This window comes from Sphingobacterium sp. lm-10 (genome assembly GCF_023554555.1).
GTDB lineage: Bacteria > Bacteroidota > Bacteroidia > Sphingobacteriales > Sphingobacteriaceae > Sphingobacterium.
The window spans coordinates 1990325-2015616 of record NZ_JAMJWC010000001.1 but is presented as its reverse complement, the minus strand read 5'-3'; the positions used below and the strand labels follow the sequence as shown (position 1 = coordinate 2015616).

Sequence of the window (25292 nt, the reverse complement as noted above, 5' to 3'; positions counted from 1 at the left end):
GCTTAATTAGCTGATGGCGTAAATTGCTTGTTGATGAATTTTGATTCCAGATCCTCCTTGTTCGGAAAAGTATGCTTCGACCATTTTTTAATTACGGTCCCATTTTGCATCAGCATGACACCCGGATTAGAGCGAACCATACTTTTTAGTGGAACCAGGTCTGCGTTGAATGTTTCCAATACAAGATTGAGCTGGTCGTTTACAAACACGACATTCTGTGGTGAACTGGCTGTCAGTAGCACCGCACGAATAGGATAATCTTCCGAAATTTCCCGAATTGTTGTATTGATGCGGTCCAATGCCAGCAAATCTACCGAGGATAATTTAGTCACGTCGGTGCTTACTACAATAAAATTAAAATAAGGATTGGTCAGAATTTCTTGTGTGACATCATTTCCTTCCAAATCACTAATAATAAGATCTGCAATAGCCGGTTCGAATCCTTTTTTAATCAAGGTAGATTTAGGATCTCCTACGATTTCCCAATTTTCATCTTCCCAGATCTTCTCCTCCATATATTGTTTGTCATTGACCGTTTTGGATTCGCCAGTCGATTTATTTTTCAACGTATAGATATGTTCATATTCATCCGCTTCAGCATCGTCTGGGATCATCATTTGTTGCGGCAGATTGCTTCCTTCCCGGTAAGGTAGAAAATCGATAATTGGCAGAAAGTTCATGGTATAAATTCCTACACCAAAAGACAGCATAACAATCAGAATCGCTAATAGATTATTGCTGAATCGACTTTTAATTAGTGGCGTAATCTGATGTCTAAAACGTACTATGATCAGAATTAAACCAAGCAACACCAAGTCTTTAATGAAAGACTGCCAAGGTGTAAGAGGTATGGCGTCGCCAAAACATCCGCAAGAAGTCACCACCTCAAAAAAGGCAGAGTAGAACGTCAGGAATGTAAAGAAAATGGTTAGCACAAGCAGTCCCCAACTCACCTTATTGCGGGCAAGGCCCAACAACAATAACGCGCCAAGTATAATTTCGAACGCACATATACACACAGCAATCCACGTACTATATTCATCCAACATGGATAAATTAAAGACCTTAAAATATTCTTCCAGCTTGTAGCCAAAACCCTTTGGGTCATTGGCTTTAATCAGTCCAGAAAATATAAAAAGACATCCTACAAGAATCCTAGATAGGATTAACAAGATATTGGGACGCTTTTTTAGCGGTTTTGCAGTGGTGTATAGGGCAGCAGTGTTCATTATCACAGTGTTTTAGCAGGTAGTCCTAATTTAATTAATGCGAATACGGCATAGTTAAGCATGTCTTGATAATTGGCTTGCAGCCCTTCAGATACCAGTGTTTGGCCATTGTTATCCTCAATTTGCTTGACGCGATGTAGTTTGGTAAGAATCAAATCGGTCAACGACGAAATACGCATATCTCGCCAGGCTTCACCATAGTCGTGGTTCTTAGCCAGCATCAACTCACGGGTTTCTCTAATCTTTTCATCATAGCGATTTTCTGCTTCGCGAGTTTCCAAGTCTAAGTTGCCTTCTACACCCAGATCCAACTGCACCATAGCGATTACACAATAGTTTACAATGCCAATATATTCCTCGATCACACCTTCTCCAACCTTCGAAACTTTTTTCACTTCAAGTGTGCGAATACGTTGCGCTTTGATAAAAATCTGGTCGGTAATCGAAGTGGGGCGCATTACCCTCCATGAAGTGCCGTAGTCAATTGTTTTTTTTATAAATAAAGTGCGGCAATGATCTATTATCTGATTGTATTCTGTGCTTGTATCCATATCATATTTTCGCTATTGATAGCGTCGTACAAAAGTAGGAAACAATATACAAATAGTATTTATTCTGTCGAAATGGATTTTATTCCCTTTTGTGGGTAGGGCTGTTTCGTTACAGTTTACTATTCTGGAAATATTTATCTTCGTAGAAAGTAAGGGCATTTTTTCAAGATTACTATTCGTATAAGCAGTTTGCGCTTGCATAGATTTGTTACATAAACACCGCTTTATTCCATGAATATAAAGAAACCAGAGATACGTGAAGTAGAAATCATCCGGTATGTAATGCCGTTTCGGGAAGGGGGATCATTGCCTGCCTTGGTAGATGCCGATGATGATTTCAGTTACGTGATTAAATTTCGCGGAGCAGGGCAGGGAAAGCGTGTTCTGGTGGCGGAGCTCATTGTAGGCGAAATCGCTCGATGGCTCGGTTTGCGTATGCCGGAAATGGTATTTGCCGAGTTGCACGAAGCATTCGGCAGAACAGAGCCCGACGAAGAAATTCAGGATCTTTTGAAATTTAGTGTTGGCAAAAATTTAGGTGTACACTATTTGAATGGCGCCATTACTTTTGATCCTAATGTAGAGCAAATCACCGCCATGGAAGCTTCCAAAATAGTGTGGTTGGATGCGTTGATTATGAACGTAGATCGAACGGTGCGCAACACCAATATGTTGATCTGGAATCGGGAGCTTTGGCTAATTGATCATGGCGCTTCGCTCTACTTTCATCACAATTGGGATCATTGGGAAGATCAGGTGGCAAAACCTTTTATCCAAATCAAAGACCATGTATTGTTGAAGCAGGCAACTCAAGTTCGGGAAGTGGATGTACAGTTTCGGGCCCTGTTTACGGAAGAAAACTTGTGGAAGGTATTATCTGCCGTACCAGATGAGTGGTTACAGGAAGAGGGACGATCGGCTACGGCAGATGAAGTTCGGCAGATATATGTTACTTTTCTTTCCCAACGCGTACAACAGTCAATCCTATTTTTAGATCAAATCGATAAAGCGCGTGAAGGTAGAATATGAGTATTCGGTGATTCGTTATGTACCGAGGGTAGAGCGAGAAGAATTTATAAATGTGGGCGTGCTGCTGTATTGCAAACGTAAACGTTATGCGGCAATACGTTGGGCGGTTGACGATGCGAGATGCCAGTGTCTTTCTGTAGAAGCGGACGTAGCGTACCTAAAAGCATACTTGCAATCACTGGAAGGAATTTGTGCAGGTAATCCAGACGCAGGGCAGTTAGCACTATTAGAACAAGCTGAGCGTGTGCGTTGGATTACGGCCAACCGAAGTACCTGGATACAGTGCGCACCGGTACACGTAGGACTGTGTACTGATCCGGAAGAAACATTACAACAGTTATTTCATCGATTAGTTCTATAAGGTTGATCGATTATAAAGTATATTTGTGTGGTTAATGACGAAGGAAATGGAAGAAGAATTTTATCAGCATCTCTTTTTAAAGCAGCAAGAAGCCCAGAACATGCCGAGTAATGTACGGATATGGGAGTGGGCGCGCGATATATTTCGTTTGCTTTTTCCAGAACGAAATCCAAAGAAGATGTATTCTGTGGATGTACTGAAGGCTAGCTTTAAGCAGTTGGAAAACGAGTTTTATGATCTGTTGCAAGGCAGTAAGGATTGTGGCAACTGTAACCATCGGGCTATTGTAGAAGATTTCTTTAGCGCATTACCCAAATTATATGAATTGATGCTTACTGATGCACAGGCCATTCTGGATGGCGATCCTGCGGCACAGAGCTTACGCGAAGTGGTGCGTACTTACCCCGGGTTTCTGGCTATGTGTATGTATCGGATGGCGCATCAGCTCTGGCTCTACGAGCTCCCTTTAATTCCACGCGTTCTAACGGAGTATGCACATGAAAGAACAGGGATCGACATTCATCCCGGCGCAAACATCGGAGAATACCTGCATATTGATCATGGTACTGGTGTCGTGATCGGAGAGACCACGATAATCGGTAATCATGTTAAATTATATCAAGGGGTTACATTGGGCGCATTGAGCGTAGAGAAGGTGCTTGCCGGCAAACAGCGTCATCCGATTATTGAGGATCATGTCATTATCTATGCGGGTGCTACTATTTTGGGAGGAGAAACACGTATTGGCCATCATTCTATTATCGGTGGCAATGTGTGGCTTACCAGTAGTATTGAACCATATACCACCGTTTATCATCAACCAAACACCAAATTCTTCGAATCAAAACCAATCCTATAATGGGCAGTATCATTGACACTATTGGCAACACGCCGCTCGTAGAGATTACTTCTTTTCATACTAATCCTGCTGTGCATATCTACGCGAAAATGGAGGGTAACAATCCGGCAGGTTCTGTTAAAGATCGCGCCGCACTAAATATGATCCGTTCTGCATTGGAAAGAGGAGATATTAGCCCCCAATCTACCTTGATAGAAGCAACCAGTGGGAATACGGGCATCGCGCTCGCCATGATCGCAGGGATGTATAAAGTACCTATCGAGTTGGTCATGCCTTCCACATCTACGCGCGAGCGTGTGCTCACGATGGAAGCTTTCGGTGCAAAAGTAACCTTGTTGGAATCTATGGAAGCAAGTCGGGATTATGCAGAGGAGAAATCGCAAAAATCGGGTTACTTTTTATTAAATCAATTTGCAAATCCAGATAACTATAGAGCGCATTATCAAACTACTGGACCCGAAATATGGAAAGATACGAACGGGCAGATCACGCATTTTGTCAGCGCCATGGGTACTACAGGTACGATAATGGGTTGTTCTAGGTTCTTCAAAGAAAAAGACCCGGCTATTCAGATTGTTGGATGTCAACCCACGGATGGTTCATCCATTCCAGGAATTCGGCGATGGCCTCAAGAATACCTGCCCAAGATATTTGAAGCTTCCCGAGTAGATCGTGTAATCGATATCGACCAGCAAGATGCCACTATGCGCACGCGCGAGCTAGTAGCGAAAGAAGGTATCTTCGTTGGTATGAGTACAGGCGGAGCATTTCATGCTGCACTACAAGTGGCGCATGAAATAGAGCAGGGAACTATTGTATTTATTGCGTGCGATCGTGGTGATCGCTACTTGAGTTCCGATCTCTTCACTGCATAAAAAATATTAGCTCCCCTTATTATTTTATCTCTCTAGACCAAACTTCGTGAATCTTATCTCCTTTTGAGCTGAGACCTTTATGATGCCATTGTCCATCTTTGATTTCTCCATCAAACTGCAATGAGGAACCTATACGCGTATTGTCACGAGAGAAGAAGAGCAGGTGTTCGGCATATTTATTATTTTTGAATGTGTACTGTCCACCGCCTGTGCCGTAGAATCCTCGCTGTGCCGGGTTGATAGCGATCCACTGGAAGTAACCATCTACTAAAAGCTTGATGGTTTTTCTATCACCACGTTTCATAGTCGTCATTTCATTGTCTTGCTGCCTTCCTGTGATACGCCAAAGTCCATTCAATTCCTGAGATTCGGCCTCTTGTTTCACCCAGATGCTACCGGACTGATCTTTTATATTTTCGCCTTCCATGCTAATCACATGCTGGATTGATTTTCCTACAGCGATTGAATCGATATCGTTATATTCTGTTTTTATGCTTATCGTAGACCCGTCGAAGGAGAAAGGACCTCCCATAGTAGAAAGGTATACTTTATCGTTGTAATGCGTCATGGAACTATAGCCATCCACGAATAACCACAAGGTATAGGCATCTTCGTGTTTCATGAGGTATGCACCCTGTAATTTCGTAGTCTGAGCCTGCGAGATTGTAATTGTCAGGATGAGTAAGAAAAAAGGAAGCACATATCGTCTCATATCTAATCGCGTTTAGGTTTGCTATGATAATCAACAAATTGTATTCGTAAAAGTTTGATTTATAGCCTCATTGAGCATTCTGTTACAATCGTGACCAGTAAACTGCTGGTGTTCTATACTTTTGGCTTATTATTTGGTCATTAACTTTAGTGTGCATCATGATGAAAGACGAGCACACATTTATATTAACCCACATGATCTTCATACAAGACAGTCAAACCCAGTATATAACGCATCCTGCTATTGGAGAAAAAGCAAAGGGGCTCTTTATGCTAAAGCAATTTGATCTTGACACACCGCGATGGGTGGTGTTGCCTGCAGATTTTATGGCCGAAGCATTTAAGAATCTTTCTTCTCTCTCTAATACTAGAGATTTACTCCGCGCGATAGATGATTATGTATTCCCGGCTTCTGTAGAAGCCGAACTTGCACTCTTTTTCTCGCATGATGCGCATCTTGCGGTACGACCTTCGGCTTGGTTAGAGCATGGTCATGAAGATGCTTTTGTCGGTCAATTTGATAGTTTTCTAGCCGTACCACGTGCGCATGTTCTTCAAAAAATCAAGGCGATTTGGCGATCCATATTTTCAGAAAAAGTACTTTCTTATCGTGCAGCGCACCGTTTGGGGCCAAGTTTGGGCATTGCAGTGATCATTCAAGAGGTGGTTGAGGCTCAATCCTCTGGAATCGCTTTTGGCTTGCATCCCACACGTGGTAGTCGGAAAGAGAAATTTGTCTCTGCCGTGTTTGGAATCGGTGGAATTGTCTCTGCTGATTTGGAGGCCGATACATATAGCGTTACAGAAGGAGGTATAGATCGACAAATAGTGCGAAAGCGAGAGAAGTTGACTGTCCAGAAAGATGGTACGATAACTACTGACGAAGTTTTAAGGATTCATCAACATGATCAGGCGGTAGCAGATGAACACCTGCTCACGTTGTCCAAAGCACTGGACAATCTCCGAGAAGAAAATCAACAGTTTTATCAACTGGAATTTGCGATACGCGACGAAAAATTGTACATCCTGCAAGCACAGCCAATCTGGCGATTGGATAAGCTGCCGGATACGTCCGGAGAATATACCATATGGGATAATGTTGCCTATGCTGAACATTTTGCTGGTGTTACTACACCATTAGCCTTTTCCTGCATTAAGACCTATACAGAGGCAGATCAGAAGATTAGAGCCTCTTTCTTCGGCGCTTCAAAGGCGACCTTGAAAAGATATAAAGGGATCTTCTCCAGTGCAGTGGGGCTAATTAATGGTCGTCTCTACAGCAATTTGCGCGCGCACCAAACTTTAGAAGCCATGCTGCCAAGTAGTCGCGTTGATGTCCATTTCCTACCTTCTAAGCGCCGTACAGCACACGATTTCGGTACCGCAGAAATTTATCCTGGATCTGCAAATGAAGCCTGGTGGAACCTGGTGCTATTGATGGGAAAAATGGTGAGCCGCTACCGTTCGCTTTCTCGCGAAGGAGATGAGTTTAGGAAATATGTAGAAAAAGTGATACGCAGATATCAAAATCTGGATTGGCAGATGAAGAATCCGCACGAACTAATGCAGCTTTATCTTCAATTAGAGCGTACTTTACTCACCAAATGGGATATTCCTTTCCAAGTAGATTTCTTTTTTCAGGTACATTTCGGGTGGCTTCAAAAGCAAATAATGCCCTTTTCTATACATTCAAATCCGGTGGTGGCAACTGATTTATTGCTGGATGCCAAAGCCTTGGCGACACATTATCCGTTGCAACGTAGAATAGAAATAGCACAAAAAATTCATGCTTCCGCCTTCTTAAAGACATTGTTTGAGACCGAGGGTACAAAGCAGATATGGCATTTCATTCAACATGATAATCGGGAAGAGACAGTAGGATTACGGCACACCATTGAAGATTATTTGGCACATACAAATACGCATAATATGGTGTCAAAACATTCCCATTTTTATGTCGATCATGATAGTCCTGATGATCTGATTGCCACATTGAAATATTATTTACACCGCCATATCAGCGACTTGGATCATGCAAGACACGTAGAAGCTCAAGTGCAGGCCGCTGCAGAAGAAAAAGCAAATCACCATTTTCGGCGAAGCCCTATTAAACGATGGTGGTACAATAAAACCTTGCGCAAGACCCGCGAAATGCTTCGCATGAAAGAGGATTTTCAGTATGATTATATACACGTGTTGGGCATCGTTAAACAGGTGTTTTCGGTCATAGGCAAAAGGTTTTCGGAAGAGGGGATATTAGAGTTTGAGAGCGATATATTCTTCCTTAGTAAAGAAGAAATTTTTGCATTTATTGAAGGAAGCAGTATTACCACAGACCTCAATGGCCTAGTGGCGGTTCGAAAAGAAGAATACGAACGATTCCAGTCCATGCCTGCGCCTGCTTCTCCAATAGCCACATTTGGTATACCCTACAAGAGCAATGACTTTTTTGCGGCAGCAAAGGAGTTTGTGCAGCACGACAAGCTATGTGGTGTGGTAAGTTGTCAGGGAAAAGTGCAGGGAACCGTTAGAATATGGAAAGGTGATGAAGATTTTGTAATGGCAGAAGGGGAGGTTATCGTCGCGAAATCTGCTCATTGGAGGATAGAAAAAGAACTTTCTGGCGCTGGCGCCTTGCTATTGGAAAAGGGATCTGTATGGAGTCCGCTCTCCGTATTAGCCCGACAATTGAATGTGCCTTCCGTCGTAGAAATTGATGGTTTACTAAGCTATCTGAAGGATGGTGATCTGGTGGACGTGGACGCGATAAGTGGAGAGATCAAGAAGATTGAAAAATAATTTCCGTAATTCAATTATCATAAATAAAATGGGCCTATTTGTGAAAATAGGCCCATTTTATTTATGATTTGTTGGAGGATGATATCACATTTTCGTCATCCAGCTTTTCAATTTTTTCTCTCTGACCTGTATCCGGATCGTATTCATATTCTCTTTGCTCAATGACTACAGCAAATGATGAGGGCTGTATACCGTGACCATAGCGTATCGCATATCGTTTTGTGAATTCTGCACCAAAGAAGATAATAGCCGAGGTGTAATATACCCAACTTAATAGAATGATGATGGATCCAGCTGCACCAAATGCACTAGCTGTTGCATTGTTCGAAAGGTAAACCGAAATGCCCCACTTACCAAGCATAAATAGTAAGGATGTAAATATAGCTCCCCCCAGAATATCTTTAAAGCGCACTTTGGCATCGGGTAATACTGAAAATATAAAGCCGAATAGGGTGCCTATTACCACAAAGGTTACTGCTGTGTTTACCCAATCAATAAGATCGATATTGATCCAAGAAAAGGTATTGCCTATTTGTGTGGATAATAAACCAATAACACTACTCAAGATTAGTGATGCCATCAGTAGAAAGGCTAAGCCCAAAATCATGGAAAAGGACAATAATCGGTTAATGATCATCTTCAGCCATCCTTTTTTTGGTTTTGGTTTCACATTCCAGATGGTGTTAATCGATTGTTGTATATTGACAAAGATGGTGGTCGATGTAAATATCAAAGTACCTATACCGATAATGAAGCCAATGTTTGACTGAGAATCAGCAGATATCTTTTGGATTGCTGACTCTAACATCACAGCGATATCTGCACCAAATAAAGCCGTAAGTTCTTCCATCACTTCGGTCTGTGCCCCGTCATTGCCACCAATTTGGTTTCCGTAGAAAAAGCCCAATGTCCAGATCAGGATCATGACTAGAGGGCCAATAGAAAATACGGTATAATACGATAGCGCAGCGCTCATCTTGAGACAGTCGTGCTCCATGAAACCCATGGCAGCATCATAAACCAGTCTGAAATAATCTTTAATCTTTTGCAACATAAAACCTGAGAAATAAATAAATATTCAAATATGGCATCAGGTATTTAGGGATGTACACGCTATTCTTCCCCGGCGTAGATTTCGTTGACTACTTTTTCAGATTTCTCCAAAATCACTTTACGTCGCAAGCTCAATTTTGGAGTAAGTTCGCCGTTATCTATGGTCCACTCTTTGGGTAGAAGTACGAATTTTTTAACTTTTTCCCATTTTCCAAACTTGGTCATTGCCGTATTTATGATCTGATCATATTTTTCAATAACCTCTTTCTGGGCGATCAATTCTTCTCTGGAAGAGAAAGATATGCTCTTATGTTCAGCCCATTTTTCCAGATCTTCAAAATTTGGAATTATCAATGCACTCGGAAAGCGGCGGTTTTCCCCAATTACCATCACCTGACCAATAAACGGAGATTCCATCAATTTGTTTTCCAAAACTTGTGGCGCTACATATTTTCCACCTGCAGTTTTAAACATTTCTTTTTTACGATCTGTGATTCGTAAGAATCCATCGGATGTAAGCTCACCAATATCACCAGTATGGAAATAGCCGTCCTGATCAAAAACTTCCTGCGTTGCCTTATCGTTTTTATAGTATCCCTTAGAAATACTAGGTCCTTTAACCATGATCTCTCCATCTTCTGCGATCTTCACATCCAAATTAGATAGTACATGCCCAACGGAACCAAATTTCACACCGGAATCATCTGAGGAGTTTACGGAAATCACCGGAGACGTTTCTGTCAATCCATATCCTTCCAATACACGAATATCTGCAGCCCAGAATACGCGAGCGAGCCTTTCTTGCAACGCAGCACCACCAGATACGATGATCTTTACCTCACCGCCCAATGCCTGTTGCCATTTAGAAAAAATCAACTTGCGTGCAATGTTGAGTTGTATATTGTACCACAAGGAATTTTTAGCGGGTTCCTGATATTTGTGTCCCAGATTTAGGGCCCAGAAAAATAGCGCTTTTTTGATCCCAGTAAGATCCTTGCCTTTTGCCACAATCTTATCGTATACTTTCTCCAATACACGCGGTACCGTCGTAAAGAATTGTGGTTTCACTTCATTGATGTCTACCACAATATTATCCAAGTTCTCCGCATACCAAATTTGGATCCCTTTTGAAAAGTATAAATAGACCACCATGCGTTCAAAAATGTGCGATAATGGTAGAAAACTTAGCGATTTCTTGTATGCATCTGGCACCAGGTGTTGACAAGCAAGCACATTACTAATAAGATTCTTATGAGAAAGATAAACTCCTTTTGGTGTACCCGTAGTTCCCGATGTGTATATCAAGGTCAATAAATCGTCTTCTTGTACAGCATCATTATGAACGCTCAGGTCTACACTATCTTGCTCCCTGCCCACCGCGATCAAATCATGTAGGGAAGATTCACCATCTACCTCGTCAATGGTGAAAATTGACAAGTCAGGATGTTGTTCACTGATGGCTTCTTTAATTTTATCCAGAAGGTCCCGATTACTTACAAACAATGCTTTAATTTCGGAATCACCAATAATGAATCCCAAATCTTTAACAGATAAAGTGGGGTACAATGGCACCGTCGCTACGCCAATCTGGTTACATGCGAAGTCAATCATGTTCCATTCAGGCCGATTGCCCGACATTAAACCAATACGATCTCCTTTCTTTATTCCCTTTGCCAGCAAACCTTTACTGGTAAAATCCATGTTCTGGACAAACTCGTCTGTGGACATGGTTTTCCAGGAATCACCTTTTCTTCCGGCCACCATTATTGGCTTTGCGTGATTGTCACGATAATGGTGAATAATATCAAATATTCGCTTAAAGTCGCTCATCGTTTTGAAGGGTAAATTTGTGGTTTATAACAATTTGTGGCTCAAGTATGTTTACGAAGTTACTGTTTTTTGCTAGAAATAATAAGTTTTAATATAGGTTAAAGGTGAAATAACGTTAAATTTGCTTTTTTGTATGATAAACATTCGTATAATCGCAAATCATTAACAATAGTAAAGAACACTATGACATTAAGCACAAAATTTTATCTGCTATTATCACTAACATTCTTGTTTTCAGCCAGTGCATTTGCACAGCTCAGTTCACAACATGCAGCGGGTGTTCGCTTCGGTAGTGCTACGGGGTTTACCTATCGCTATGCATTAAATGATGTGAATGCTGTGGAAGGAATTTTAAGTGTGCAGAGCAATTCTACTTCTAGTCGCTTTCGCCTGGTTGGTTTGTATCAATACCACCAGCCCATTAATGAAGATTTTAGCTGGTATTGGGGTTACGGTGGTAGTATTGGCTCTTATACCACAAAAGCTTTTCAAACCCAGCAACCAGACGGATCGGTTAATTTGCACCCGCGCAGTTCGGAGTTAGCATTAAGTGTTGATGGTATTGCCGGGGTAGAATATAATATACCAACCACGCCAATCGCTGTCTCGCTGGATATCAAACCGTATTTTGACTTTTTGCAATCATCTAGTTTTCGTATAATAGATACCTTCGGGTTTTCGGTGCGTTATCAATTCTAGCACGTGGTCAACTGAGTTGATTCACCATAATTTTATTCTATGAAAACAGTTGCATTTTTCGGTATGCTTGTACTTTCTCTGATTTTAAATCCGCCAGCAGGTACAGCGCAATCTTACGATATGTTTGTCGGCACCTATACCAGCGGTACGGGCAGCAAAGGAATTTATAGATTTAACTTCGATGCAGCGACAGGAGATGTTAGGCCTGTCTCTACCATGGAATCTCCGAATCCATCCTTTCTAGCGAGATTTGAGAATCGCTTACTTGCCGTAAACGAGGGGGACGGGGAGCAAGCGACGCTTTCGCTTTTTGATATTTCGACTGCCAAAGAAAAATTATTAGATAAATCCACGACTTTAGGAGACCATCCTTGTCATGTCGCATTCGATCCAGCGGGAAACATAGCGCTGGTATCTAATTATTCTGGTGGTTCACTAGCATTGTTTAGTCTGGTCGATAATCGTAGCAAATTAATCTTACACGATTTATTAGAATATGAGGGAGGCGGGCCGGATACGGATCGCCAGAAACAAGCCCACATACATTCCGCATTTTTCAATGATGAGTTAGCTTATGTGTCAGATTTGGGAAGTGATAAGATTCATGTGTATAGTTTAAGCCATGATGGTACAGATTTACGCAATGGTGCACTAACGCTCAATGAGCAGAGCATTATCCATACGATCAAAGGGGGAGGTGCTAGGCATTTGACCTTTAGTGCTGATGGGCATACATTGTACACAATACAAGAACTCACTGGACAAATTGCTGTTTTTAGGAGAGAAGAAGGAGAATGGATGCTTAAGCAAGTAGAGTCTCTATACGGCGATGGCTTTGAAGGAAAGCAGGGGGGAGCAGACGTGAAAATCTCTCCGGATGGTGGTAGTTTGTATGCCACAAACCGAGGAGATGCAAATCTTATTTTGCATTACACGGTATTGCCAAACGGTTTGCTGGAATGGCGAAACAAATACAGCGTACAAGGAGCTGGCCCAAGAAATTTTGCTATTACTCCCGATGGCGCTTATGTGCTAGTTGCCAATCAGCAAACGAACCGAATTGTCGTATTCAAGCGGGATGCTTTTACCGGTGATTTGGAAGATACCGGCAAACGCATCGAGGTACCTGCACCCGTATGTATTATATTTTAATGATCAGCTGTTTCAGAATTGATCTGCAGATGGTCGAACTGTTTACCGAAAAGCGATTTTTCTGATATTTTTGAAAAGCCTGTATTTAAATATAGGCTTTTTGCTTTTGGATTCTCTTTGTCTACTAACAAGCCGATAGTCGCTTTCCGCTGCCTTACATAAAAATCAATAATATGCTGTAGCAAGAGCTTGCCTATGCCCATGCCTTGTGCGTGTGATGCAACAGCAATCGTGTCCAGATAGATTTCCCCAGATGCTGTTTCGTCAAATACATCCGGGCTATGTTGGTACTGCTGGTGTATAAATTCCAATACAGGAGTTCTTAGCCGATTTAGATCAGTACCGTCATATAAACAAGCCTGCCCCAAAATATCTCCATCTACTTCCGCTACCCAGATGTTCTCGTAGGAGTATTGATTATCCGGTTGAGCGATCAAATAAGTTAAGAACTTAATGGCTTTTTCTTCTTCTTTTGAGCCAATTAAATAATCGACAACCTCTGCCATTGCTAACCTTAGTATGGTAGCTAATCTACTGGCATCCTCTGGAGTAGCTTTTCTGATTTGTACTTTCATAATAAGTGCTATAAACTATGTGTAAAATGAAAAATGCCGACGTTTGTTTGACGTCGGCATTTTGTGATTTATTAGATAAGCGATTTGCTTATTTATCTAATTGTTCAAATTTATCGTAGTCAATTTTTGTTGATTTCAATTTGATGACACCTTTCAAGTAATCGAATACTTTCAATGCTTTTGCTTCTTCAAACAAACGGTTAGCTTGTTCTCTGTCTTGAAGCAATTGCATAGCGAATTGATTCAATTGCTCATCTGTAGGCTCCTCGTTGATGTTGTACATCTTGATTTGCGAATAGATACGTTCTTTAGCTAAAGCAACTACTTCATCGTATTTTACTTCTAAGTTATTCGCCGTTACGATGCGGTTCTCGATCAATGTCCATTTCAGGTTTTTCAAGAAATCTTCGAATCCACCTTCCAACTCTTCGTCAGAGATTTCTGGATTCGTTGCTTTCAACCAACGCTTTAAGAATGGCTCTGGGAATGAAGCTTCTACTTTGTCCATACCAAAAGTATAGATATCGTTACGCAATCTTTGATCAGAGTTTTGTTTGAATAGGTTTTCCACCTCTTCCTTCACTTTTGCTAGAAATTGCTCTTCTGTGGTTACTTCACCAGCAGGGAAAAGCTTGTTGAAGAATTCTTCGTTCAATTCTGCTTCTTCCAGTCGGTTGATGTTTTTCACGGTCAACTCAAATTCTGTTACCTCTAAATCTTTTGCCTCATCTTCTGTGATGCCTAGCAAGCGAGCGATGTCGGCTACTTTGAAAGCTTTTTTGATGTCGAATTTAACCGTGTCATCTTTCTTCAAGCCGATTAAAGATTTTTTGATGGCAGCATTTTCTACTAAATCTGTACGTACAGATGTTGTTTTCTCTATACCGTCTTCTTTGTTTTGTTTTAAAGCAGCATATAATACATCGCCTTCTTCGGAAACCTCTGGATTGATCATCTTTCCGTAGCTTCTACGCAGATTTTTTACGCGTTCTTCTAAGGTAGCCGTATCTGCAGCAATATCATATGCTACGAATTCTGTATCTGCTGAAAACGGAACGTCGAAAGCAGGAGCTAAGCCGATCTCATACTCAAAAGAAAAAGCATCATTGAAGTCCCAGTTGTACTGAGTAGACTCTTCCTCATCTTTTGGAAGTGGTTGACCTAGTACTTCCAGCTTTTGCTCAGTGATATAGGTATTGATTTGATCACCTACCAAACGGTTAACTTCATCAAACAAAATTGATTTTCCATACGTACGTTTGATATGGCTTGTAGGTACCATTCCTGGACGGAATCCTGGTAACTTTGCTTTTTTAGCCTGATCTTTAATGGCTTTATCTACTTGAGGATTGTAATCTTCAGGTGCCAAGTCAACCGTAATGCTGGCGTTGATGTCGTCTATTTTCTGGTGTGAAATATTCATACTCTTTTTGTAGCGTAGTTTTAAAATCGCATTAATAAAAAAATCCTCCCGATATGTATTGGTCGGGAGGATTTTGAGTGCGGAAGAAGGGACTCGAACCCCCACGCCTTGCGGCGCCAGATCCTAAGTCTGGTGCGGCTACCAATTACGCCACTTCCGCAGTTAGGATTTTTTATTGTGCCACAAAGATAAGGCGCGGATTGATATTTGTCAAGTGTTTTTGTGTTTTTATTTGTTGAAAATTAGTGTGTGTTCTGTAAATGCGTGGTAATGATGTGCTTAAATTGCTATATTTTTTGTCCGGAGAAATAACAAGCACGGCATCTGGGTTCGTAACTTTCTTTTTCACCCAGCATCACGCGCTCCTCGCGTTCATTCAAGCGATACGAATAGGCTGCGGGTACCCCGCATCGCACACAAACTGCATGCACCTTAGTTACATGCTCTGCGATAGCCATTAACGCGGGTATAGGGCCAAATGGCTGGGCTTTGAAATCCATATCCAATCCAGCCACTACCACGCGAATCCCTCGGTTTGCCAATTGCACACACACATTAGGAAGCTCCTCATCAAAAAACTGCGCTTCATCGATTCCTACAACTTTGGTATCGGCACTGAGTAAAAGGATGGCGGAAGAATGTGCCACTGGAGTGGAGGGGATGCTATTGCTATTATGCGAGACGATGAGCTGTTCATCATAGCGAATATCTACCTCTGGCTTGAAAATCTCTACAGGCAACTTCGCAAACTGTGCTCTTCGTAGTCGACGAATCAGTTCTTCCGTCTTGCCAGAAAACATGGAGCCTGTGATTACCTCAATACTTCCGATAGGAGAAGTACGATGTTGCGTGAAATTATGTTCAGAGAAAAGCATCATCTAATGAGCATGTTTTAAGTAAGGGTAAGTGAAGTTTTGCGTAGGCAAACCAGTGTGCTAATATCGAAATTAAATGTTATTTTTGACGAACAGGAGCGAGCCTAAAAAAGCAAGGATGTCAGTTTCAGTTTTTTAATTTTTGACTAAACTTTTGATACCGTGTTCTGTTACCTGATAGGTATAATTATTATAAAAACAAATATTTCGTCTATGTCGTATTCAGAGAACGATGTTCTAGCAAAAGTGGGAGACTTACTCGTTGAGATCAATGAAGAATATGCAGCCGTGCAGGAGCAAGATGGGGAGTTCGCAGCTATAAAATTTGGGATGTTAGCTGCAAAAGCTAAGTACCTGGCAGCACACTTGGATCTCTTAAGTCAATTAGGTGCTCAGAAATCAGATGCGACAACGACTTCCGTAAAATCGGCATCCGACATAACGTTCACTCCAGCTACTGAACAGTTAGAAGAGGAGGATAATATGCCTGAAATCCAAGGCCAGAAAACTTTATCAAATGAGTCATCGGATAACGAAGAAAAGACTCCTGAGCCTGAGCCGGAAGAGGAAGAACCAGCGGTAGAAGAACCGGAGCCAGAGGAGGAAGAACCAGCGGTAGAAGAGCCAAAGGAGGAGGAAGAGAAACCCGCCAATCAGCAAGCTGAAGCGGAGGAAAAGAAACCTGCCCAAACACCCAAAGAAGAAGTTTCTATTAGCGAATGGCGAACATCTGCTGAAAAAAATGAAACAGAAAAGCAGGGGAATGACGGAGAAGCTGTGGTCAAATCCGTGATAGAAGAAAGCCGTACGGTAGAAGTGAGCCAGCCTGAGCGAAAAGAGCCAGAAGCTCCGGCAGCAAGCAGTCGTCCATTAACATTAAATGAGATGATTCAGCAACAGCGACGTGCCGGGTTGACCAATGCTAATCAGTTTAAGACGCCTGCTAGTAAGACAGAGCAAATTGTCGATCTTAAAACAGCCGTGAGCTTGAATGATAAACTGTTGTTTATTAAAGATTTATTTAATGGTTATAGCTTAGCCTATACAGAAGCGATTGAGCTATTAAACCGTTTTGATAATATGGCAGAGGCTGATGCATTTTTACAAGCCAATTACTCCTTAAAGAATAATTGGGCATCAAAACCGCAAACGGTTGAAAAGCTATACTATATTTTACAAAAGAAGTTTTCCTAAACACCATAAGGTGCTTGCTTAATTTTAGCGGAGATCAAACTGCACCCAATCCTGGCCATCGTGCCCATAAACAAAGTATTTGGCCTGTATGATCTCTGCAAATATCTCTACTTGCTTCAAAAAAGCATTCGCAGAAGCATTTTCAAATACATCCTGTTGTATAATGTAGAGTTCGTTGTTAATGATTGCGGGAGATTGTGCAAGGGAATCTTCTTCCAATACCACCGGTAGATCGGCGTACAACAATTCGTTTTGCTGAACCACGATAATTTTGTCGGCCTCACTAATGTGGAGACTGGCTTGCCAGCTACCGCCTGCAATTTCTAATGCTTCCTTAGTCAATAGACTAAAATCCTGTGAAAGATCCCGAATATTACTCACCAATGCCACACGCGGGCGCGACTCCATCGGAATAAACTTAAGCTTGTGATAGACAATGTCTACTTCTTCCACCAACCGTTCATAAGCAGAGGTGTCTGTCACTTTTAATGTCTGTAGTAATTTTTGGTATTCGCTTTCTCTCTCCATAGTGGCTTGTATTCCAAATTTTGCCAAAGGTACAGAAGCCAACTTAAAAAGCGAGACAACTAGTGATGATTGGTTCGATATTTGATGATTTTTACGGAGAAAAACTAATAAGGAGAGCTATGTTTGATAAATTGTTTCAGGCCCAACAAAAAGCCCAAGAGATTAAAGCGCGTTTAGACAATATTTCGGTATTTGGAGAAGCAGAAGGAGGAAAGATTAAGGTGGTCGCAACAGCTAATAAGGAAGTGAAAGAAATCGCGATTGACCCTATTTATATGGAAAATGCAGACCGCGAAGAACTGGAGGAACTACTAGTCGTAGCAGTTAATAAAGCCTTAGTGCAGGCCGAACAGATTAGTCAAGGAGAGATGCAAGCTGCAACGCAGGATGTGTTAGGCAATCTAGGCGGTCTGGGAGATTTATTTGGTAAAGGATAAGTGACATCCCCATGCTTTGCCTATTGGCTCAGTAAGCAGCGATAGATTGGATAACATATCACAAACAAAATTTTTATAGATGAAAGTAACTTATTACGGACAATCCTGTGTGGAATTTGATTTCGATGGTACAAAGGTTCTGCTGGATCCATTCATATCACACAACCCATTGGCCAAAGAAATCGATCTAGATCGCATTAAGCCAGACTACATTTTCCTAAGTCACGCACACGAGGATCATGTGGCAGATATGGCACATATTCAAAAGCAAAGTAATGCGACAGTAGCTGCTATTGTGGAGACCGCAACCTGGGTGAAAGCTCAAGGAGTGCCGGAGGATAAAGTTATCGATTTTAACTTTGGCGGTACGTTAGATTTGCCGTTCGGAAAAGTCAAGATGGTTTATGCATTGCATACCAACAGTACTCCAGATGGACAATACGCCGGCGTGGCTGCTGGATTCGTATTCTTCGTCGGGGGCAAAAAAATCTACTTTGCGGGCGATACCGCATTAACGTTAGAAATGAAACTATTGGCTGATTTGGATATAGACTGGGCATTCTTACCTATTGGTGGGCACTATACCATGGATGTGGACGACGCCTTGCGAGCAGCGAGTTTCATTAACTGTAAGAACGTGATCGGTGTACATTACAATACTTTTCCTCCTATTTCGATTGATACCGAACAAGCGGCTGCCACATTCAGCGCACAAGGAAAGAAGTTGTATCTACCTTTAATTGGTGGCGAAATCTTGTTGTAGTCTATATCTAGAGTAGATACTAAAAAGGGTGACTTACATAAATGTAAGTCACCCTTTTCTATGCTAGCAAGGCGTATATTATCCTTTGCTAATATGGTAATCTACCAAATCATCAATTGGAGAGCGTAAGATCTTTCCTACTGCCATCCCGTATTGTTTGGCTTTGTCCGAAAGTACGTTTCTGAAATTGTATCCTACAGATCCGATACAGTTAAAAGAGTACGATTGATAATCAGGATATTTACTAACCAGGTTGGAAAAGAAAGCTTCGAAGGCATCATCTACTATAGATCTAGTATATTGTAGGTTTACATTATTATCGTAAACAAATTTACTGAAGCTAGCGCAGAAACGATTTGCCAACGGCTTGGTGTACACGTTATCCATGATCTCATCTGGTGTTAGTTTGTACGTATTGAAGAACACCTCGGCGACATCCTTTGGCATCAAACCACGGATGAAATCCGTTAACAGTTTTTTGCCAATGTAGCTTCCGCTACCCTCGTCGCCTAGAATATACGCTGCCGAATCGATATTATGCGTAATCTTCGACCCGTCATAGATGCAGCTATTGGTTCCGGTACCCAATATGGCAGCAAAGCCAGCCTCAGATCCTAATAAAGCGCGTGCAGCAGCCAATAGATCATGGCCAACTTCTACTTGAGATTGTGGGAATACCACTTGGATAGCATCTTTCACAATATTGGCTTTTTCCTCATTGTGTACACCTGCTCCATAGTAATACACTTCTTTTATTTCTTGAAAAGGAATGTCGTTCGGAAGTCCTTTTTTTAGAGAGGATACAATGTAATTACTATCCACGAAATAGGGGTTGTATCCTTCCGTGTTAAAGTAAATTTTCTTTTTTGAATCGTCCAACAAACACCAGTTTGTCTTGGTAGAACCACCATCAGCAATAACAATCATTATATCGATGTTTTGATTTTAGATATTTGTGTTAGTAATCTTGTGCTTAATATTTTCACCGACGTAGGTTCGTTTCCGCGTCAATGTTTCGCAAAATACATTATTAATCTTTAAAACAATAACAGTTATGGTAAATAAATCCCATCTGCTAGTCGAGATCTATATTCTGAAATTCAAAAAGGCCTTCAATGTGATTTTGAAGGCCTTTTTGAATGACTAAGTAATAAAGTTACTTAGTGTATAATTTACAATTTGTTGAGTGCTTAATGACTGCCTTCTACTTCTATTTTTTCCATATCTATACCTTGTTTTTTCAAGAAGCCTTTTACCATAATAGCAAATAGTATGATATATAAGAATCCGAATACTGGCACGATATAAGAATTGTGGATACCAATGATATCCGCAAGCTTTCCTTGGATAGGAGGCAAGATACCACCACCCAAGATCATCATCACTAAGAATGCAGAGCCTTGTTCTGTGTATTTTCCAAGGCCAACGATAGAAAGGCTGAAGATAGAACCCCACATGATAGAACAAGCTAGACCACCTGCTAAAAACGCATAGATAGCTACCGTTCCTGCGGTAAGCAAGCCAACAACCATGGCAATCAAACCGAAAGATCCGAAAATTACTAAAGTACGGATAGGGCGATCTTTACTAAAGAAGAATGCCGCAATCTGAATGAAAACACAGATTACATAATAATATAATACCGACATATCAAAGCCTGCAAGACTGTTTACACCGATAATTAGCATAAATGCAATTAATGGTACAATCACGATCAGAATCTTTTTGGTATTTGTCATCAGATTAAATGCACTTAATGCACCAGCCCAACGTCCGATCATCATACTACCCCAGTACATCGAGATATATGGTGTGATTTCTGACGATTGTAGATTTCCAAATTCATCCAGCGTTAATAATTCTCCTAAGTTACTGCCGATAGCCACCTCGATACCTACGTAAAGAAATAAGGCTAGCATACCTAATACCAATTGGGGGTATTGCATGGCACCCCATCCTTCCGGTTTCTTCTTCGCACGATTATACGCAAATACCAATCCGCCGACCATCACTACCAACGCAGCAGATAACCAAGCCATGCGTTTCAATTCAAGAGGGTGTCTTAAAGCATCTATTTGGGCAGAAATAGCGGTTTGAGACGTTACATCAATCGCATTGTTCCATTGTTCCTGTAAAGCTTCAATCTGCAGTGCTGCCTCGCTTTTATAGCTTAAAAATACAGGGGCGAAAGCGCAAAACAACAAAACCGTCATAACGATAAGTGTCGTTCTGGCTTTATTAGCAGACTCCATAGGTTCTAGATTGTAGCCTGCGGGTACTTTTTTAGAGAAATAAAACATGGCTGCGGCCAATAGAAATAAGAAGCCCACGCCGATATATAGATACACTACCTTACTCAATGGTAGGTTAGCAATATCTGCATCAGAAACTGTTTCAAAGGTGCCGAATAAGGCAAATCCAATGATTAGCGGGCCGATTGTCGTTCCTAATGAATTGACACCACCACCAAGGTTAACACGAGAGGCACCCGTTTTTGGATCGCCTAAGATCACGGCAAACGAATTGGCTGCTGTTTGTTGTAAAGAGAATCCAAGTGCCACAATGAAAAGGCCAATTAACATGGCCGTATATAAATTGATCTCTACAGCACCAATCATCGCTGCGGCACCCAAAGCAGAAAACAATAACCCATAAACGATACTCCTTTTGTAGCCCCATTTTCCAACCAGATCTTTTCCGGTAAGTGTGCCAAAGATGAAGAGTAATAAAGCACCTGTATAGTATGCAGAGTAATAAGCAAAGTCAATAAGTTGAGACTGAAACTGGTCTAAACTGAAATAGTTTTTACAAAAAGGGATAAAAATACTGTTTCCCGCAGCAATAAATCCCCAGAAAAAAAACACTGTAATCAAAGTATACAGCGCAGGATAGTTCGTTTGTATAGGTTTGTTGTTCATAATATTTTTTTGACGCTGATAAACATACACATAAATTTGAGTTATTACCAGAGATTATTGAGAACATTCGATTTAGCATAGCTAAAAACAAGCTTTAATATATGCTATAACATATATCCTTAGAAAAAACGTTTTTAAAATTTTGAATTGCCGCTGGGATTGATTTTCTTTGTAGCAGTTCTAAGTTTATCCTTACTGGAAAAAGAAGCCTCAAACAGTTTCGTCCTTTCCAACGTTCTAGCAAAAAGAGAGAGTTTTAAGTGTTAATGACGAAAAAGGATAAAATTCGATAATATAATCCTGTATTTTGTACATATAAATTAATGGAGATCAAAGAATTGAATACTAAGCTCGTGTCTGAATTGCGCGAGATAGCTAAAGTATTGGGGATCCCTGATACAGAAAAACTAAGAAAACAAGAGTTGATTGATCGCATTTCTGGCATTGCTGCAAACTCCAAAGAGAGTGCAACAGAGCAGGAAGAGGAAGTGGAAGAGTCTGTTGAAACAGATGCTGCACCTCGTCAGCGTAAACGCACACGTACCATTGGTGTGGCGGAGCCGGTACCTGTAGGTCGCCGTTCGGCGGATGATACACTAGTTGCTGAGCGGGAAAGACCTGTTGTATCCGAAAGGACTACTGAAACTTCAACAACCCCTACAGTAGAACAGCCTGCTAGCAAACCTGCTGCAGCAACAGCTACCGATTTTGATAATGTTATTGTAAATGAAGGTGTTTTGGAAATTATGCCTGATGGCTATGGCTTCCTTCGTTCTTCTGATTATAATTATTTAACATCTCCAGACGATATCTACGTATCGCAATCGCAAATCAAGCTTTTTGGCTTGAAGACTGGAGATAATATTCGTGGATCTATCCGTCCACCAAAAGAAGGCGAAAAGTATTTCCCTTTGGTGCGGGTAGAATCTATTAATGGACAAAATCCAGCAGAAATTCGTGATCGTGTTCCTTTCGATTATTTAACGCCTTTATTTCCAGACGAGAAATTGAACCTAGACCTTGGTGTAGGCAATTACTCTACACGGATTATGGATCTTTTTACACCGATTGGTAAGGGACAACGTGGCTTGATCGTTGCACAACCTAAGACGGGTAAAACCAACCTCTTAAAAGAAGTGGCTAATGCCATCGCGAAGAATCACCCTGAAGTTTATCTCATCATTTTATTGATTGATGAGCGTCCGGAAGAGGTGACTGATATGGCGAGAAGTGTACGCGCGGAGGTAATTTCTTCCACATTCGATGAGCCTGCTGATCGCCACGTTAAAATTGCTAATATCGTGTTGGAGAAAGCAAAGCGCATGGTGGAATGTGGTCATGATGTCGTGATTTTGTTAGATTCCATTACCCGTTTGGCGCGTGCGTACAACACAGTTGCTCCTGCATCAGGTAAGATCTTATCTGGTGGTGTTGATGCAAATGCTTTGCACAAACCAAAAAGATTCTTTGGTGCAGCGCGTAACATAGAAGATGGTGGATCTTTGACCATTCTCGCAACAGCGCTGACCGATACAGGATCGAAGATGGATGAAGTGATCTTTGAAGAATTTAAAGGTACAGGTAACATGGAGTTGCAGCTTGATCGCAAGCTTTCCAACAAGCGTATCTTCCCTGCTATTGATTTAACAGCATCTAGTACGCGTCGCGATGATCTATTGGTAGATCGTGAGCAACTACAAAGACTATGGGTATTGAGAAACCATTTGGCAGATATGAATCCTCAGGAATCAATGGAATTCTTATTGAGTCAAATGCGCGGTACCAAGTCCAATGAAGAGTTTTTAATTAGCATGAATAGCTAATCTCACTCGAAATTTATAATTTTAGGCCACCTTCGGTATCGGAGGTGGCTTTTATATTTTTACCAGAAATCATGAAACGATTTATTCCAAATACCATTACCACACTCAACTTATTGACCGGGTGCGTTGGGGTTTCCTTTGCGTATCAAGGAAGGTTTGATTGGGTATTGTATTGTTTAATTGCTTGTGGGGTATTCGATTTCTTAGACGGTACTGCCGCTCGCTTATTACAGGTTCGGTCTGAGATTGGTAAAGAGCTAGACTCCCTGGCCGATGTCATCAGTTTCGGCTTCTTGCCCGGTACGATTCTCTTTATGATGCTGCAGGAAACTACCACTTCTGCTTTTCTACCTTATGCAGGTTATTTGGTAACGGCCTTCTCCGCACTGCGATTAGCTAAGTTTAATGTGGATACACGTCAGACTACCGATTTTATCGGTGTGAATACGCCTATGAATAGTTTTGTGATTATCTCTTTGCCATTTATTGCAGCGCATTTCCCAGTACTCTTTTCCCAAAGCTACCCACTAATTGCGATCATTGCTTGCAGTTCTTACCTGTTGATCTCAGAAATCAAACTGTTTTCTATGAAAGTAAGTAACCTCTCCTGGGAGAGCAATCGTTATAAGTACCTCTTCTTACTAATTAGTGTCATATTCCTTGCGATCTTCCAATATCTGGCTATGCCACTTATTCTACTCGCTTACATTGTCTTTTCCAGTTTGCATTTCTCCGAAGCAGGCGCTAAGAATTGAGTGTTACGCTAAGGTGTTATAAAAATGATCCAGTTCTTGCATCATAGCATGAAAGTTTATTTTCAATGTTTGAAAAATTGGCATAATCACGGCTAACTTCACTCCGGTACGGGCGGATGACTCCAATTCATGAAACTGTACATGAAGGTCATTTGCTCCGATATATGCCATTGTGGGCTTTATGTGATGTGCCTTAGAAGCGATTGCTGCCAAATCTTTCTGATCGATTGCTTGGCTAAGGTTTGAGAAATCCGTTTGGCAATGGGTTAAATACATCCCAATAAAAGTCTTGATCATCTGCTCGTCGCCCAGCATATTGGTCTTGATCATCTCGGGTTTGATATAGGTATAACTATTCATAAAACTTGGTGAACTAAAGATGTATCATTACTTTGCCTAAGCAATTCAAAATTTGTTTTGTTTAACATAGGGTGGATATAATTCGGTGCGATCTCAACCAATGGGACTAATGTAAAATTTCTTTCGCTGATATAGGGGTGAGGAATTGTTAAATGCACCTCTTCCACGATGTCATGGTTGAAATACAAGATATCAATATCAATCACACGAGCCCCCCATTTTATCTCTCGTACACGACCCAATTTGTTTTCAATATGCTGGCAGGCTGCTAATAGTTCATTTGCCGATAAGGTAGTTTGTATGAACAAAACCTGGTTCAGAAATGTAGGCTGATCCTCAATACCCCATGCGTCGGATTGGTATAAACTGGAAGCTTGCATCATCTGGCCAATCTGTGCTTCGATTTCGATTCGAGCTGCCTGTAGCTGCTGCGTAGGATTTCCCAAATTTGCCCCTAACAATAAGTATGTGCTATTCATTTCTTTTAACTATA

General features: G+C 41.3%; 25 protein-coding genes and 1 tRNA gene. 12 read left to right on the top strand and 14 right to left on the bottom strand.

Features of this window, described 5'->3' with window-relative positions; all coding sequences use genetic code 11:
• Positions 1-2: 2 nt before the first annotated feature.
• On the bottom strand, positions 3-1229 hold the full coding sequence (locus M8998_RS08195; RefSeq protein WP_249992085.1) for a BT_3928 family protein: 1227 nt from the start codon (positions 1227-1229) through the stop codon (positions 3-5).
• Positions 1230-1231: 2 nt separating this feature from the next.
• The gene (locus M8998_RS08190; RefSeq protein ID WP_249992084.1) at positions 1232-1780 is read right to left on the bottom strand and encodes a DUF1599 domain-containing protein; all 549 of its coding nucleotides are present in this window, start codon (positions 1778-1780) and stop codon (positions 1232-1234) included.
• Positions 1781-2011: 231 nt separating this feature from the next.
• Between M8998_RS08190 and M8998_RS08185 the strand changes: the two genes are divergently transcribed.
• The 4 genes from M8998_RS08185 to cysM are packed head-to-tail and all read left to right on the top strand — an operon-like array spanning position 2012 to position 4904.
• Entirely contained in the window at positions 2012-2809 is a 798-nt protein-coding gene (locus M8998_RS08185; protein WP_249992083.1) for a HipA family kinase, read from the top strand.
• A complete protein-coding gene (locus tag M8998_RS08180) occupies positions 2793-3170 on the top strand; it encodes a DUF3037 domain-containing protein (protein WP_249992082.1) in 378 nt (125 codons plus the stop codon). The genes M8998_RS08185 and M8998_RS08180 overlap by 17 nt, the downstream gene beginning before the upstream one ends.
• Positions 3171-3216: 46 nt before the next feature.
• Positions 3217-4029, top strand: a complete 813-nt coding sequence (locus M8998_RS08175) for a serine O-acetyltransferase (protein ID WP_249992081.1) — start codon at positions 3217-3219, stop codon at positions 4027-4029.
• Positions 4029-4904, top strand: coding sequence for a cysteine synthase CysM (gene cysM / locus M8998_RS08170; protein ID WP_249992080.1), 876 nt, complete (start codon positions 4029-4031; stop codon positions 4902-4904). Before M8998_RS08175 ends, cysM begins: the two co-directional genes overlap by 1 nt.
• Before the next feature lie 19 nt (positions 4905-4923).
• Here the strand turns inward: cysM and M8998_RS08165 are convergent, their stop codons facing one another.
• Positions 4924-5616 carry a hypothetical protein gene (locus M8998_RS08165; RefSeq protein ID WP_249992079.1) on the bottom strand — a complete coding sequence of 231 codons (693 nt, stop codon included), beginning with the start codon at positions 5614-5616 and terminating at the stop codon, positions 4924-4926.
• 158 nt (positions 5617-5774) lie between these two features.
• Between M8998_RS08165 and M8998_RS08160 the strand changes: the two genes are divergently transcribed.
• Entirely contained in the window at positions 5775-8414 is a 2640-nt protein-coding gene (locus tag M8998_RS08160; RefSeq protein ID WP_249992078.1) for a PEP/pyruvate-binding domain-containing protein, read from the top strand.
• 61 nt (positions 8415-8475) lie between these two features.
• Here the strand turns inward: M8998_RS08160 and M8998_RS08155 are convergent, their stop codons facing one another.
• Both M8998_RS08155 and M8998_RS08150 read right to left on the bottom strand, forming a co-directional pair.
• Positions 8476-9468 carry a YihY/virulence factor BrkB family protein gene (locus M8998_RS08155; protein WP_249992077.1) on the bottom strand — a complete coding sequence of 331 codons (993 nt, stop codon included), beginning with the start codon at positions 9466-9468 and terminating at the stop codon, positions 8476-8478.
• 59 nt (positions 9469-9527) lie between these two features.
• Positions 9528-11297, bottom strand: coding sequence for an AMP-dependent synthetase/ligase (locus tag M8998_RS08150; protein WP_249992076.1), 1770 nt, complete (start codon positions 11295-11297; stop codon positions 9528-9530).
• 183 nt (positions 11298-11480) lie between these two features.
• Here M8998_RS08150 and M8998_RS08145 point away from each other — a divergent pair, with 183 nt between their 5' ends.
• Both M8998_RS08145 and M8998_RS08140 read left to right on the top strand, forming a co-directional pair.
• Entirely contained in the window at positions 11481-11996 is a 516-nt protein-coding gene (locus M8998_RS08145; RefSeq protein ID WP_249992075.1) for a hypothetical protein, read from the top strand.
• 39 nt (positions 11997-12035) lie between these two features.
• A complete protein-coding gene (locus tag M8998_RS08140) occupies positions 12036-13148 on the top strand; it encodes a lactonase family protein (RefSeq protein ID WP_249992074.1) in 1113 nt (370 codons plus the stop codon).
• Here the strand turns inward: M8998_RS08140 and M8998_RS08135 are convergent.
• The 4 genes from M8998_RS08135 to M8998_RS08120 form a co-directional block, all read right to left on the bottom strand.
• Positions 13145-13723: a GNAT family N-acetyltransferase gene (locus tag M8998_RS08135; RefSeq protein ID WP_249992073.1), complete on the bottom strand. Its 579-nt coding sequence runs from the start codon at positions 13721-13723 to the stop codon at positions 13145-13147. The genes M8998_RS08140 and M8998_RS08135 overlap by 4 nt on opposite strands.
• Before the next feature lie 88 nt (positions 13724-13811).
• Positions 13812-15146 (bottom strand): trigger factor, encoded by a 1335-nt coding sequence (locus M8998_RS08130; protein WP_249992072.1) that lies wholly within the window; start codon positions 15144-15146, stop codon positions 13812-13814.
• 78 nt (positions 15147-15224) lie between these two features.
• Positions 15225-15306, bottom strand: a tRNA-Leu gene (locus M8998_RS08125).
• 127 nt (positions 15307-15433) lie between these two features.
• Entirely contained in the window at positions 15434-16021 is a 588-nt protein-coding gene (locus M8998_RS08120; protein ID WP_249992433.1) for a thymidine kinase, read from the bottom strand.
• Positions 16022-16234: 213 nt separating this feature from the next.
• Here M8998_RS08120 and M8998_RS08115 point away from each other — a divergent pair, with 213 nt between their 5' ends.
• Positions 16235-17215 (top strand): DUF8457 domain-containing protein, encoded by a 981-nt coding sequence (locus tag M8998_RS08115; RefSeq protein ID WP_249992071.1) that lies wholly within the window; start codon positions 16235-16237, stop codon positions 17213-17215.
• A 24-nt stretch (positions 17216-17239) separates the two neighbouring features.
• Here the strand turns inward: M8998_RS08115 and M8998_RS08110 are convergent, their stop codons facing one another.
• Positions 17240-17743, bottom strand: coding sequence for an ABC transporter substrate-binding protein (locus M8998_RS08110; protein ID WP_249992070.1), 504 nt, complete (start codon positions 17741-17743; stop codon positions 17240-17242).
• Positions 17744-17862: 119 nt separating this feature from the next.
• Between M8998_RS08110 and M8998_RS08105 the strand changes: the two genes are divergently transcribed.
• Both M8998_RS08105 and M8998_RS08100 read left to right on the top strand, forming a co-directional pair.
• Entirely contained in the window at positions 17863-18180 is a 318-nt protein-coding gene (locus tag M8998_RS08105) for a YbaB/EbfC family nucleoid-associated protein (protein ID WP_249992069.1), read from the top strand.
• A 79-nt stretch (positions 18181-18259) separates the two neighbouring features.
• Positions 18260-18943 carry a metal-dependent hydrolase gene (locus M8998_RS08100; protein ID WP_249992068.1) on the top strand — a complete coding sequence of 228 codons (684 nt, stop codon included), beginning with the start codon at positions 18260-18262 and terminating at the stop codon, positions 18941-18943.
• Between the two features lie 78 nt (positions 18944-19021).
• On the opposite strand, the gene M8998_RS08095 is transcribed toward M8998_RS08100, so the two are convergent.
• A complete protein-coding gene (locus M8998_RS08095) occupies positions 19022-19870 on the bottom strand; it encodes an N-acetylglucosamine kinase (RefSeq protein WP_249992067.1) in 849 nt (282 codons plus the stop codon).
• Between the two features lie 263 nt (positions 19871-20133).
• Positions 20134-21861, bottom strand: a complete 1728-nt coding sequence (locus M8998_RS08090) for an MFS transporter (protein WP_249992066.1) — start codon at positions 21859-21861, stop codon at positions 20134-20136.
• 323 nt (positions 21862-22184) lie between these two features.
• Between M8998_RS08090 and rho the strand changes: the two genes are divergently transcribed.
• On the top strand, positions 22185-23684 hold the full coding sequence (gene rho, locus M8998_RS08085; RefSeq protein ID WP_249992065.1) for a transcription termination factor Rho: 1500 nt from the start codon (positions 22185-22187) through the stop codon (positions 23682-23684).
• 71 nt (positions 23685-23755) lie between these two features.
• Positions 23756-24439 carry a CDP-alcohol phosphatidyltransferase family protein gene (locus tag M8998_RS08080; protein WP_249992064.1) on the top strand — a complete coding sequence of 228 codons (684 nt, stop codon included), beginning with the start codon at positions 23756-23758 and terminating at the stop codon, positions 24437-24439.
• A gap of 3 nt (positions 24440-24442) precedes the next feature.
• On the opposite strand, the gene M8998_RS08075 is transcribed toward M8998_RS08080, so the two are convergent.
• Positions 24443-24799 (bottom strand): Hpt domain-containing protein, encoded by a 357-nt coding sequence (locus M8998_RS08075; RefSeq protein ID WP_249992063.1) that lies wholly within the window; start codon positions 24797-24799, stop codon positions 24443-24445.
• On the bottom strand, positions 24796-25278 hold the full coding sequence (gene folK, locus M8998_RS08070; RefSeq protein WP_249992062.1) for a 2-amino-4-hydroxy-6-hydroxymethyldihydropteridine diphosphokinase: 483 nt from the start codon (positions 25276-25278) through the stop codon (positions 24796-24798). The genes M8998_RS08075 and folK overlap by 4 nt, the downstream gene beginning before the upstream one ends.
• Positions 25279-25292 lie beyond the last annotated feature (14 nt).